This window comes from Micromonospora sp. NPDC049497 (assembly GCF_044465805.1).
Classification (GTDB): domain Bacteria; phylum Actinomycetota; class Actinomycetes; order Mycobacteriales; family Micromonosporaceae; genus Micromonospora.
This window is the reverse complement of sequence record NZ_JBITMC010000019.1, coordinates 65,266-78,127: the sequence shown is the minus strand read 5'-3', so window position 1 is coordinate 78,127 and position 12,862 is coordinate 65,266. Positions and strand designations below refer to the sequence as shown.

The following is a 12,862-nucleotide window of genomic DNA, read 5'->3' as shown; positions in this document are numbered from 1 at the left end:
AAGCGTCACCTCACCTCGAAGAGGCCACGGGCACCGCGTTCGGCGTCGACCATGACGTGACTGACGAAGGGGTAGTGGCCGGGCTCGGGGAAGACCATCTCCACGAAGCCACCGGCGGCCGGACCGAGCCCGAGCACCTGGGCCCCGCCCGGGTCGGCCGGTCGGTTCTCCCAGCGTCCCTCCCGGTAGACGGTGTCGAACTGGGTGCCGACGACGTGGAAGGAACTGTCCCTGCTGGGGCCGGCGTCGAGCAGCCAGACGCGGACCCGCTCGCCGGCGCGGGCGGGCAGCGGACGGTGGGCGTACTGGGCGACGTAGCCGTTGAAGACGACGGCGTCGGGGTGCTCCGCCTGCATCTTGGCGAGGTCGCCGGGCTCGCCGTCCGGGCCGAGGTACAGCTCGGACTGTACGAGGACGTACTCGCGGTCGACCCGGGGCAGGTCGGGCGGGTCGATGATCACCGCTCCGTACATGCCGTTGCCGATGTGGTGCAGCATCGGCATGGTCGAGCAGTGGTACATCCAGATCCCGGCCCGGGTGGCGGTGAAACGGTAGGTGAGCCGCTGCCCGGGGTCGATCGGGCGCATCACCTCGTCCGGGGCGACGGCGCCGGCGTGGAAGTCGATGCCGTGGTCCACGGTGCCGTCGTTGACGAGGGTGATCTCGAAGGTGTCGCCGACCCTGCCGCGCAGCACGGGGCCGGGCACCGTGCCGTCGAAGGTCCACAGTCGTTGCCGTACGCCGGGCGCGACCTCACGCTGGATCTCCCTGACGTGCAGTTCGCGCCGGTGCAGCCGGCCGGGTGGGGTGGTCGGCGCGGCGGCGTCCCGGGCGACGAAGGTGACGCCGGGGTCGGCCATCGCGTCGAGGCGCGGCGCCGCCGGGGCGTGGGTTCCGTCCGGGTGGCCTGCCACCACCGGTCCCGTCGACGCCGACCCCGTCGGGACGATCCGCAGGGTCATGCCGGCCTGCCGGTGGCCGGGCAGGGAGCACCAGCCGCGGGTCTCGGCCCCGACCACGCCCGCGTCGAGCCGGTCCATGCCGCCCCGCGCGATCGGCGGCGTCTTCGCCCCGGAGTCGAGGACGAGGTCGTGCCGGCGGTGGTCACGGTTGATCAGCTCGATGACCAGTCGGTCACCCCGTGGTACGTCGATCCGGTCGGGGTGGAAGCGCATCCCGTCGGCGACCACGGTGACCGTGGTGGTGTGTCCGGTGGGTGCCACGGCGGACGCGGCGGCCGGGACCGGCGCGCCATCGGAGACGCGCTGGGCGGCCACCCCGACGAGGACGGCGACGAGGACGAGGGCGAGACCGGCGGCGGCACCGCCGAGCGGGCGGGCAGCGGGGGTCTCGGGGCGCGCGGACACGGGTTACCTCCGGGCGGTGAGCAGGACCCGGGCGGCCGGTACGAGGAACTGCACCAGCACGACGAGGATCAGCAGCGAGGTGGTGACGCGGACGAAGGGCGGAGTGGGCAGGACGAAGACCACCAGGGCGGCGTTGGCCGCCGCGACGCGTTGCGGACCGTGCCGTTCCAGCAGGGCGGTGCGACGGCGTACCGGTCCGGGTCCGCCGCCGAGCACCATGGGCAGCAGGTGGCTCAGCGCCCCGATGAGGACCTGCGCCACGAAACCGACCAGCAACGGCAGCAGCACGGCGTCGAACCGGTCGGCGGCGGTGGCGGGTCCGTCGGCGGACAGCAGCGTCGCGGCGTCCATGCCGAGCGCGGCCAGGAGCCAGACGGAGGCCGCGGCGAGCGACCAGCCGGCGAAGGCGTACGGGGGCCGCACCCGTGCGACGGCCAGCGCGGGACGCAGGGCGACCAGCGCCGCGAGGATGAACAGGGCCAGCCCGGCGGTGGCGACGACCCGCCACCACGCGAGCACGCCGACACCCAGCAGGGCCAGACCGGTCACCGCCAGGGGGAGCGCGACGGTGGCGGCGCGGACCGCCCCGTCGGCCATCCGGGCGCGCAGCACGGTGGGCCAGAGGGTCAGCAGCGTACCGAGGACGGTCAGCGTCACCCATCCGAGCAGGTTGACGTGCGCGTGGAACAGCACCAGCCGGGGTCGGAGGGCGTCGTCGACCACCAGCATCCAGGCGCCGACCGGCACGCCGGCGAGCAGGGCGACGGCCGCCGCCAGGTAGTAGTGGACGGTGACGGTGAAGCGGGCCGGGAGGGCGCGCCGGAGCCGCCGGGCGAGCCCGACGAGGTGGGCGGCCACCGCCGCGAAGACCAGCGCGGCGCCACCCACGCCCAGCCACGGCCGGTCGGCCGTCCCGGCGACGAGGACCGCCAGCACCCCCACGTTGAGGATGCCGAGCCGGGCGGCCTGGGCGCGGCGACGGTCCGGGGCGGGGGTGCGCAGCACCGCCGCGGTGAAGTGGGCGCTCCACACCAGGATGGCATTGCTGACGGCGCCGAGCAGCAGCAGGTGGACGGCCGCCCAGCGCCAGGTCGGCAGGAAAGGGTGGACGAAGCCGAGCACGACGAGCGCGGCCAGGTAGGCCAGCGGCAGCGCAGCGACCCTGCGGTGCCAGCCGGCCCGCCCGGTCCCCGCCGCCGTGGCCGCCGTGGCCGCCGTGGTGGCCGGAGCGGAACCGCCGGGCCGGGCCGAGGACGGGCCCGCGGAGTCGGCCGGGGCGGGGTCGGCCGGGGCGGGGTCGGCCGGGGCGGGGTCGGCCGGGGCGGGACCGCCGAGTGCGCGGACCATCACCGCACCGCCGCCACGACCGGCGGGACGGCCGCCGTGCGGGCACGCGCCCCACCCGCGCCGCGTACGGCGGCGACGGCACAGCCGACGAAGCCGAGCACCGCGAGGACGTTGCCCAGGCCGGCCCAGCGCCACACGGTCTGCACGCCGAGCGCGTCACCCACCAGGACCCGGACCGCCAGGGTGACGTGCAGCAGGGCCAGCGGGGCGTACAGCCAGGATCGGTAGGGCAGTGGGCGACGCAGCACCGCCGGCAGGATGACCGGGGCGTGCACGAAGATCATCGACATGGTGAAGCCCAGGAAGACCAGGTGCAGGGTGGCGTCGTAGCGCGGGCCGTCGGTCACCGGGCCGGCGCCGGCCCAGAGCAGGCCGGCCAGCCCCAGCCAGGCGTACCCGGTGAGCAGCCCGACCGCGACGTAGCGGGGCAGGCCGGTGGCGCGCACCGTGCGGCGGGCGACGTCGTTGACCACCAGCCAGGCCACGGTCGCGAGCAGGCCGACCCCGAACAGGTACGCCCCGACGGACGGCCACAGCGCGGTGGCGGTGGCCCCGACGGTCAACGCGCCGAGTGCGGCGAGGAACCAGCTTTCGCCATGCCGGGACAGGGTGAGGTGGGCGAGTTCGAGCCGCTCCCCGGCGACGGTCGCCACCACGAAGGTGACGAGCCAGGGCACGATCTCCGGCACGTCGAAGCCGGCGAGCCAGAGCAGGGTGGCGGCGTACCAGCTCAGCGCGCCGGTGGCCTGGGCCAGGAGGGCCGGGCCTGGTTGCCGCCGCCACAGGTGCCGGTAGATCAGCAGCAACAGCACCGAGGCGGTCATGAGCAGCAGTCGGCCGGGCAGGCTCGGGCCGGTCAGCACCAGCGCCAGCCCTCCGGCGCCGGCGCAGGCGGGCGCGAGCAGGGCCCAGCGGGCGCCGAGCGCCACCGCGCGTTCCAGCGCCACCAGGGTGCCGACGAAACCGAGCACCATCAGCGGGCCGTGCACCTGCTCCAGCGGCGCGCTCGGCGCGGGCACCGGCAGGCCGAGCAGGAGCAGGGCGGCGTAGAGGCCGGTGAGCAGGGCGAACGCGCCGGTGGCGAGGACGGGAAGCCGCCAGCGCACGCCGACGGGCTGGGGTCTCATGCCGACTCGTCCGTCGTACCCGGCAGGGCCAGCCGCACCACGCACGCGTCCGGTGCTCCGAACGGCTCCAGCACGGCGCCGCTCGGCGGGGCGCCGACGTGCTCGAGCGCGCCGCGGATCACGCCGACGTGCAGCGCGCAGATCGCGTCGGGGTTGCGGTTGACCAGTTCCAGGAAGGGGCAGGTGTGCAGGTGCACCTCGACGGTCCCGTCGGCCGTCTCCTGCCGGCGCGGGCTGAAGCCCAGCCCGCGCAGCACGTCGAGCAGGGTGTCGACCGGGTCCTGGCCTCCGGCGGTGGCGGCGGCGAGGTGGCGTCCCCAGTCGTGTCCCGCGCGGGTGGCCTCGGCCCGGACGTCGCCGGGGTTGCGGCGCGACAGGTGGTCGAGCAGCGCGGCGGCGAGTGCCCGGTACGGCCCCGGGGCAGGGGTATCCGTCATGGCCACCCGGTAGCGCCACGCCGGCCGGCCGGGCTGGCCGCCGCTGGCCCGCGCCTTGACCAGCAGCCCGGCGTCGACCAGGCGGTCGAGGTGGGCGCGGGCGGTGGAGAGGTGCAGGCCGGTCCGCTCCCCCACCTCGGCGATCGTCATGCCGGTGCCGGTGGCGCGCACCATCTCCAGGATCGAGGCCCGGCTGGCGGTGCCCAGTGCCCGGTGGCGGAGCGGGTCGATGGTTCCGCCGGTCGGCCCTGTTCTCGGGGTTTCCACGTTAGATAACGTTACAACGTCGTTCGACCACAAAACCCTGGAGGGTTCCATGTCCGCCTCCCGCTCCACCGCCGACCAGCAGGCTGCGCAGGCCGTCGTCCGGCACCACGCCCAGCTCGCCGCCGACCTCGACCGGCACGTCGACGACCTGCTGGACGCGGCCGACCAGGGCGACGCCGCCGGGGCGCTCCGGCACCGCGACGAGCTGCTCGGGTGGCTCCGCGACGAGCTGCTGCCGCACGCGTACGCCGAGGAGGGCTCGCTCTACACCGCCGCCGGTGATCGTGTAGAGGCCGCACTGCTGATCCGGGGCATGCTCGACGAGCACCGGGCGATCAGCGGCCTGGTCGCCGAGTTGGAGGCCGCCGACCGGCCGGTACGCCTCGCCGCCGCCGCACGCGCCCTCGCCGCCCTCTTCGCCGTCCACCTAACCAAGGAGAACGACCTGATCGTCCCGGTGCTGGTGGACGCGCCCGACGTCTCGCTGGCGACGTTGCTGGACGGTATGCACGATCTGCTCGGCTCCTCGGACGGATCGGGCAGGGGTGGTTGCGGCGGGGGAGGCTGCGGCTGCGGTGGCGACCAGGCCTCCGCCGACGCGCCGGCCCCGATGGTGAGCATCGACCCCCGGCTGGACGTGCGGCTGCTGCCGCACCACCAGCGCCACGCGCGGGTGCTCGCGGCCCTGGACGCGCTGCCCGCCGGCGGCGCGCTGGTGCTGGTCGCCCCGCACGCGCCCCGCCCGCTGCTGGCCGAAGTCGAGGCCCGCTACGGCGGCGGCATGACCACCGAGTGGCTGCAGGACGGACCGGAGGTGTGGCAGGTCCGGCTGTCCCGCCAGCCGGTCGCGGCCTGAGCATGCCGGGTTCCGCACGACGGGGTCAGGGCCCGCCGTCCGGCGCACCGGGCCGTTCGGCCCTGCCCCCGGTGGTGAGCGCGACGCAGGCTGGAAACCGCCACCAGGGGAGGAAGGCTCGTGTGCAACTACTGCGGCTGTCGGGGGTTCCCGCTGATCGGACGGCTCTCCGCCGAGCACGAGACGATCTCGAACGCCGCCGGCCGGCTGCGCACGGCGGTGCACGACGGCGCTGACGACGCCCTCGTCGCGCTCGACGACCTGCTCGCGCTGCTGATGCCGCACACCGCCACCGAGGAGGGCGGCCTCTTCGCGGAACTACGGGCCGAGGGCAGCATGGCCGAGGCGGTCGATCAGCTCTGCGCCGAACACGACGACATCCACGGCGTGCTCGGCGCCGTCGACCGGACCGCGCCCGACTGGCCACCGGTGCTGGCCGCCCTCGACCGGCTGCACCGGCACATCGACAACGAGGAGCACGGGCTCTTCCCGGCCGCGGTGATCACGCTGCCGATCCCCGCCTGGGACCGGATCACCCCGACGACCGGGTCCGAACGGTGACGAAGGTACAGCCGGTGATCTCGGGACCTTCGGCCCGGTTCGGGGAGGTAGTGCGCCGGCAGGATTACCGGGACACCCCACTCCGGTTGCGCTTCGGCGCCCCTGCCGAGAACGTGGGACATCACGACAGAAGCTATCGAAGGATTGAGGCATATGTCGCGAGCGACCGAGAGTGCGGGACGGGCGCTACTGGCGGTGGGAGGCCTGGTGCGCCGGGCCGAGGTCTCCGCCGACGGCCGGACACTGCACCAGATCGGCGGCCGGGAAGCCGACGCCTTCTACCGCGACCGCTGGTCCTACGACAAGGTGGTCCGCTCCACGCACGGGGTGAACTGCACCGGCTCGTGCTCCTGGAAGGTGTACGTCAAGGACGGCATCATCACCTGGGAGCAGCAACAGACCGACTACCCGAGCGTGGGGCCGGACCGGCCGGAGTACGAGCCGCGCGGCTGCCCCCGGGGCGCCGCCTTCTCCTGGTACACCTACTCCCCCACCCGGGTGCGCTACCCGTACGCCCGGGGTGTGCTGGTGGAGATGTACCGGGAGGCCAAGGGCCGGCTCGGTGACCCGGTGGCCGCGTGGGCGGACATCCAGGCCGACCCGGAGCGTCGTCGCCGCTACCAGAAGGCGCGCGGCAAGGGCGGCCTGGTGCGGATCGGCTGGGACGAGGCCCAGGAGATGATCGCCGCCGCGCACGTGCACACCATCGGCGAGTACGGCCCGGACCGGGTCGCCGGCTTCTCCCCCATCCCCGCCATGTCGATGGTGTCGCACGCCGTGGGCGCCCGCTTCCTGTCGCTGCTCGGCGGCTCGATGCTGTCGTTCTACGACTGGTACGCCGACCTGCCGGTGGCCTCCCCGCAGGTCTTCGGCGACCAGACCGACGTGCCCGAGTCCGGGGACTGGTGGGACGCCTCCTACTTCGTCATGTGGGGCTCCAACGTCCCGGTGACCCGCACCCCCGACGCGCACTGGATGGCCGAGGCGCGCTACCGGGGTCAGAAGGTCGTGGTGGTCAGTCCCGACTACGCCGACAACGTGAAGTTCGCCGACGAGTGGATGCCCGCCCAACCGGGCACCGACGGCGCCCTTGCGATGGCGATGGGGCACGTCATCCTCAAGGAGTTCTTCGTCGACCGGCGCACGCCGCGTTTCGTCGACTACGTCCGCACGTTCACCGACCTGCCGTTCCTGGTCACCCTGGAGCCGGGCGCCGACGGCGCGTACCGGCCGGGCAAGTTCCTCACCGCCGAGGACCTGGGCGAGACGGACAAGGAGGCGGCCTTCAAGACGGTGCTCTGGGACTCGGCCACCGACGCCCCGGCCGTGCCGCGCGGCAGCCTCGGCCACCGCTGGGGCGAGCAGCAGGGCCAGTGGAACCTGGACCTGGGCGACCTGGAGCCGGCGCTGACCTGCCTCGGCGCGGGCGACGCGGTGCAGGTGGAGCTGCCCCGCTTCGACACCGACACGCCGCAGGTGCTGCGCCGGGGCGTGCCCACCCGCACAGTGGCCGGCCAGCTCGTCACGAGCGTGTTCGACCTGCTGCTGGCCCAGTACGGGGTCGGCCGCGACGGCCTGCCCGGCCAGTGGCCGGCCGGGTACGACGACGTCGAGGCGCCGTACACCCCGGCGTGGCAGGAGCCGATCACCGGCGTGCCGGCGGCCCAGGTGGCCCGGGTGGCGCGGGAGTTCGCCGACAACGCCGAGCGCTCCGGCGGCCGCTCGATGATCCTGCTCGGCGCCGGCACCAACCACTGGTTCCACTCCGACGCCACCTACCGGGCGATCCTGGCGCTGGTCACCCTGACCGGCTGCCAGGGGGTCAACGGCGGCGGCTGGGCGCACTACGTCGGGCAGGAGAAGTGCCGCCCGGCGACCGGCTGGGCGCAGCTCGCCTTCGGCCTGGACTGGGTCCGCCCGCCACGGCAGATGATCGGCACCGCCTTCTGGTACGTGCACACCGACCAGTGGCGCTACGACACGTACTCCGCCGACGTGGTCTCCTCCCCCACCGGCACCGGCGCGTTCGACGGCAAGCACACGATGGACCTGCTGGCCCAGTCGGCGCGGTCGGGCTGGATGCCGTCGATGCCGACGTTCGACCGCAGTCCGCTGAAGCTGGCCGACGAGGCCCTCGCGGCCCGGCCGGACGATCCGGCGGGCTGGGTCGCCGAGCGGCTCGGCCAGGGAGACGTGAAGTTCGCCTGCACCGACCCGGACGCGCCGGAGAACTGGCCGCGGGTACTGACCGTGTGGCGGGCCAACCTGCTGGGCTCGTCGGCCAAGGGCAACGAGTACTTCCTGCGCCACCTGCTCGGCACCGACGCGAACCTGCGCGCCGAGGAGGCGCCGGAGGAGCTGCGGCCGAAGGACGTGACCTGGCGGGACGAGGCCCCCGAGGGCAAGCTCGACCTGCTGCTCTCGCTGGATTTCCGGATGACCTCCACCACGCTCTTCTCCGACATCGTCCTGCCGGCCGCCACCTGGTACGAGAAGCACGACCTGAGCAGCACGGACATGCACCCGTTCGTGCACGCGTTCACCCCGGCGATCAACCCGCCGTGGCAGACCCGGACGGACTTCGACGCCTTCCACGGCATCGCGAAGGCGTTCTCCGCGCTCGCCGGGCCGCGGCTGGGCGTACGCAGGGATCTGGTCGCGGCGCCGCTGCTGCACGACACCCCGGACGCGATGGCGACCCCGCACGGCCGGGTCCGCGACTGGGCGGTGACCGGCGAGACGCCGGTGCCGGGCCGGACCATGCCAAAGCTGTTGGTGGTCGAGCGGGACTACGGCGCGATCGCCGACAAGATGGCCGCGCTCGGGCCACTGATGGACAACCTGGGCACCACCGGCAAGGGCTTCTCGGTCGACGTCCGGCCCGAGGTGGAGTACCTGCGCCGCAAGAACGGCGAGGTGCGCGGCGGCGCCGCCGACGGACGGCCGTCGCTGGCCAAGGACGTGCACGCCTGCGAGGCGATCCTGGCGCTGTCCGGCACCACCAACGGCCGGGTCGCCACGGCCGGCTTCCGGGACGTGGAGAAGCGCACCGGGGTACGCCTGGCCGACCTGGCCGCCGAGCACGAGGGCAAACAGATCACCTTCGCCGACACCCAGGCCCGCCCGGTGCCGGTGATCACCAGCCCGGAGTGGTCCGGTAGCGAGCACGGCGGCCGGCGCTACTCGCCGTTCACCATCAACACCGAACGGCTCAAGCCCTGGCACACGCTGACCGGCCGGCAGCACTTCTTCCTCGACCACGACTGGATGCACGAGGCGGGCGAGGCCCTGCCGATCTTCCGACCGCCGCTGGACATGCACAAGCTGTTCGGCGAGCCGAGACTCGGCCGCAACGGCGAGCTGGAGATCACCGTCCGGTACCTCACCCCGCACTCGAAGTGGTCCATCCACTCCGAGTACCAGGACAACCTGATCATGCTGACGCTCTCCCGCGGCGGCCCGACCATGTGGATGAGCGAGGCCGACGCGGAGAAGATCGGCGTCCGGGACAACGAGTGGATCGAGGCGGTCAACCGCAACGGCGTGGTGGTCTGCCGGGCCGTGGTGACGCACAAGATGCCCGAGGGCACGGTGTACATGTACCACGCCCAGGAGCGGGTGATCGACGTGCCGAAGTCGGAGACCAACGGCCGGCGCGGCGGCATCCACAACTCGCTGACCCGGCTGCTGGTCAAACCCACCCACCTCATCGGCGGGTACGCCCAACTGTCGTTCGCCTTCAACTACCTCGGCCCGACCGGCAACCAACGCGACGAGGTCACCGTGATCCGCCGCCGCTCCCAGGAGGTGCAGTACTGATGCGGGTCATGGCACAGATGGCGATGGTGATGAACCTCGACAAGTGCATCGGCTGCCACACCTGCTCGGTCACCTGCAAGCAGGCGTGGACCAACCGGTCCGGGGTCGAGTACGTCTGGTTCAACAACGTGGAGACCCGCCCGGGGCAGGGCTACCCGCGCACCTACGAGAACCAGGAGCGCTGGCAGGGCGGCTGGGTGCGGACCCGCTCCGGCAAGCTCAAGCCCCGCTCCGGCGGCCGGGTGAAGAAGATGTTCAGCATCTTCGCCAACCCGAAGCTACCGTCCATGCAGGACTACTACGAGCCGTGGACGTACGACTACGAGCACCTGATCAACGCGCCGGCCGGCGACGACACCCCGGTGGCCCGGCCGAAGTCGCTGCTCACCGGCAAGGACACGAAGGTCACCTGGAGCGCGAACTGGGACGACTCCCTCGCGGGCGGCAACGAGATCGCCGCCGGCGACCCGGTGCTGGCGAAGGTCTCCGGCCAGGTGAAGCAGGAGTTCGAGAAGACCTTCATGTTCTTCCTGCCGCGAATCTGCGAGCACTGCCTCAACCCGTCCTGCGCGGCCTCCTGCCCCTCCGGGGCGATCTACAAGCGGGCCGAGGACGGCATCGTCCTGGTCGACCAGGACCGCTGCCGGGGCTGGCGGATGTGCGTGACCGGCTGCCCGTACAAGAAGATCTACTTCAACCACCGCACCGGCAAGGCCGAGAAGTGCACCTTCTGCTTCCCGCGCATCGAGATCGGCCAGCCGACCATCTGCTCGGAGACCTGCGTCGGCCGGCTGCGCTACCTCGGGCTGATGCTCTACGACGCCGACCGGGTCACCGAGGCCGCCGCGATGAAGGACGAGCACGACCTGTACGACGCGCAGCGCTCGGTCTTCCTCGACCCGCACGATCCGCAGGTCGTGGCGGCGGCCCGCGCCGCCGGCATCGCCGACGACTGGATCGAGGCGGCGCAGCGCTCCCCGATCTGGGACCTCATCATGAAGTACGAGGTGGCGCTGCCGCTGCACCCGGAATACCGGACCATGCCGATGGTCTGGTACATCCCGCCGCTGTCGCCGGTGGCGGACGTGCTGCGCGAGACGGGCCACGACGCGGAGGAGGCCGGCAACCTGTTCGGCGCCATCGACGCGCTGCGCATCCCGATCGACTACCTCGCCGAACTCTTCACCGCCGGCGACCCGGAACCGGTGCGCGGGGTGCTGAACCGGCTCGCCGCGATGCGCGCCTACCAGCGCCGGATCAACCTGGGCGAGGAGCGCGACGAGTCCATCGCCGCCGCCGTCGGCATGACCGGCGAGGAGATGGACGAGATGTACCGGCTGCTCGCCATCGCCAAGTACGAGCAGCGTTACGTCATCCCCGCCGCGCACGCCGAGGACGCCCACCGGCTGGAGAAGATCGCCACCGAGTGCAGCCTGGACTACGAGGGCGGCCCCGGGATGGGCGGCGGCGGTCCGTACGGCCAGGGGCCCTTCGGGGAGTCCTCCGGCACGCCGGTGCCGGTGCAGGTGGAGACCTTCCACATGCTGCGCGACCGGCAGACCGCCGAGGGCTTCACCGACCCGGGCGACGAACCCCGCCGGGTCAACCTGCTCAACTGGGACGGCAAGGGCAGCCCGAAGGGTCTCTTCCCGCCCCGTGGCTCCGAATCCGAACACGTCGACGGAGGTAAGCCGTGAGCCAGCCGACCTGGCGGGCGGTGGCCGCCCGTGCGGCGTCCCTGCTGCTGCGCTACCCCGACGAGGAGGTGCTCGCGGCGCTGCCCACGGTGCGCGCCGCGCTCGACGGCCTGCCGGCCGCGGTCGGCCGACCGCTGCGCGAGGTGGTCGCCCACCGGGAGGCGGTCCCGCCCGTCGACCTGCGGGCGAGCTACGTGGAGATGTTCGACTTCCGGCGTCGCTGCTGCCTGCACCTGACCTACTACACCAGCGGCGACACCCGCCGCCGTGGGGAGGCGCTGGTGGAGTTCGCCGGGGCGTACAAGGCGGCCGGGCTGGCCGTCGTCGACGGCGAGCTGCCCGACTTCCTGCCCACGGTGCTCGACCTGGCCGCCGTCGACGATCGCGGTTGGCGGTTGCTGCGGGAGAACCGGGTGGGCCTGGACCTGCTGGTCGAGGCGTTGGGGCGGGAGAAGTCGGTGTACCGGCAGGCGGTCGCCGCCGTCCGCGAGATGCTGCCACCCGCACAGCCCGGAGACATCGCCGCCGCCGCCCGCCTGGCCCGCACCGGCCCACCCGTGGAGCAGGTCGGGCTCGAACCATTCGGACTGGTCGACACGACTGGAGGACGCCGATGAACATCCTGCTGTGGGTGGTGTACCCGTACCTGGCCATCGCGATCCTGGTCGGGGGCCTGATCTGGCGCTACCGGTACGACAAGTTCGGCTGGACCACCCGCTCGTCCCAACTGTACGAGACCACCATCCTGCGGTGGGGCAGCCCGCTGTTCCACTTCGGAGTGCTGATGGTCCTCGTCGGCCACATCGGTGGCCTGCTGGTGCCGAAGTCCTGGACCGAGGCGGTCGGCGTCACCGAGCACGCCTACCACCTGATGGCCGTCTTCATCGGCACGGTGGCCGGCTTCTGCACCCTGATCGGACTGGCCATCCTGATCGCCCGCCGCCGGCTGACCGGACCGGTCTTCGCCGCTACCACCCGCAACGACAAGGCCATGTACGTGGTGCTCACCGGGGTGATCGTCCTGGGGCTCTGGGCCACCGTCCGGGCCAACATCAGCGGCCCGGGCTACGACTACCGCGAGACGATCTCCCCCTGGTTCCGGTCGCTGTTCTACCTCAGCCCCGACCCGGACATCATGGCCGGCGTGCCGATCGGCTTCCAGATCCACATCCTGGCGGCCTTCGCGCTCTTCGCGTTCTGGCCGTTCACCCGGCTCGTCCACGCCTTCAGCGCACCGGTGGGCTACGCCACCCGCCCGTACGTCGTCTACCGCAGCCGCGACGACCGGCCTGGACTGCGCCCGGCCCGGCCCGGCTGGGAGGGCCCGCCCCAACTGCCCAGGCCGCGCGGCCGGCGCACCCGATCGAGCCGGTGAGGAAGGAGC

Annotated in this window: 10 protein-coding genes; 6 read left to right on the top strand and 4 right to left on the bottom strand. The window is 72.9% G+C overall.

The features are described from left to right. Positions 1 to 5 precede the first annotated feature (5 nt). The 4 genes from ACIBR0_RS23345 to ACIBR0_RS23330 are packed head-to-tail and all read right to left on the bottom strand — an operon-like array spanning position 6 to position 4,596. Positions 6 to 1,367, bottom strand: coding sequence for a multicopper oxidase domain-containing protein (locus ACIBR0_RS23345; RefSeq protein ID WP_396718989.1), 1,362 nt, complete (start codon positions 1,365 to 1,367; stop codon positions 6 to 8). A 3-nt stretch (positions 1,368 to 1,370) separates the two neighbouring features. Then, positions 1,371 to 2,714, bottom strand: coding sequence for a hypothetical protein (locus ACIBR0_RS23340; RefSeq protein WP_396718987.1), 1,344 nt, complete (start codon positions 2,712 to 2,714; stop codon positions 1,371 to 1,373). Continuing rightward, complete coding sequence (locus ACIBR0_RS23335; RefSeq protein ID WP_396718983.1) at positions 2,714 to 3,841, bottom strand: hypothetical protein; 1,128 nt, start codon at positions 3,839 to 3,841, stop codon at positions 2,714 to 2,716. Before ACIBR0_RS23335 ends, ACIBR0_RS23340 begins: the two co-directional genes overlap by 1 nt. Further along, positions 3,838 to 4,596: a helix-turn-helix transcriptional regulator gene (locus ACIBR0_RS23330; RefSeq protein WP_396718981.1), complete on the bottom strand. Its 759-nt coding sequence runs from the start codon at positions 4,594 to 4,596 to the stop codon at positions 3,838 to 3,840. Before ACIBR0_RS23330 ends, ACIBR0_RS23335 begins: the two co-directional genes overlap by 4 nt. On the opposite strand from ACIBR0_RS23330, the gene ACIBR0_RS23325 reads away from it, so the two are divergent. The 6 genes from ACIBR0_RS23325 (at position 4,595) to narI (ending at position 12,853) form a co-directional block, all read left to right on the top strand. Further along, a complete protein-coding gene (locus tag ACIBR0_RS23325; RefSeq protein WP_396718979.1) occupies positions 4,595 to 5,401 on the top strand; it encodes a DUF2249 domain-containing protein in 807 nt (268 codons plus the stop codon). The two genes, ACIBR0_RS23330 and ACIBR0_RS23325, sit on opposite strands and share 2 nt — an antisense overlap. Positions 5,402 to 5,521: 120 nt before the next feature. After that, on the top strand, positions 5,522 to 5,962 hold the full coding sequence (locus ACIBR0_RS23320) for a hemerythrin domain-containing protein (RefSeq protein WP_396718977.1): 441 nt from the start codon (positions 5,522 to 5,524) through the stop codon (positions 5,960 to 5,962). A gap of 153 nt (positions 5,963 to 6,115) precedes the next feature. Beyond that, the gene (locus ACIBR0_RS23315; RefSeq protein WP_396718975.1) at positions 6,116 to 9,781 is read left to right on the top strand and encodes a nitrate reductase subunit alpha; all 3,666 of its coding nucleotides are present in this window, start codon (positions 6,116 to 6,118) and stop codon (positions 9,779 to 9,781) included. Beyond that, positions 9,781 to 11,478 carry a nitrate reductase subunit beta gene (gene narH / locus ACIBR0_RS23310; RefSeq protein ID WP_396718973.1) on the top strand — a complete coding sequence of 566 codons (1,698 nt, stop codon included), beginning with the start codon at positions 9,781 to 9,783 and terminating at the stop codon, positions 11,476 to 11,478. Before ACIBR0_RS23315 ends, narH begins: the two co-directional genes overlap by 1 nt. Next, on the top strand, positions 11,475 to 12,095 hold the full coding sequence (gene narJ / locus ACIBR0_RS23305; RefSeq protein WP_396718971.1) for a nitrate reductase molybdenum cofactor assembly chaperone: 621 nt from the start codon (positions 11,475 to 11,477) through the stop codon (positions 12,093 to 12,095). Before narH ends, narJ begins: the two co-directional genes overlap by 4 nt. Further along, on the top strand, positions 12,092 to 12,853 hold the full coding sequence (gene narI, locus ACIBR0_RS23300; protein WP_396718969.1) for a respiratory nitrate reductase subunit gamma: 762 nt from the start codon (positions 12,092 to 12,094) through the stop codon (positions 12,851 to 12,853). Before narJ ends, narI begins: the two co-directional genes overlap by 4 nt. Positions 12,854 to 12,862: the final 9 nt, after the last annotated feature.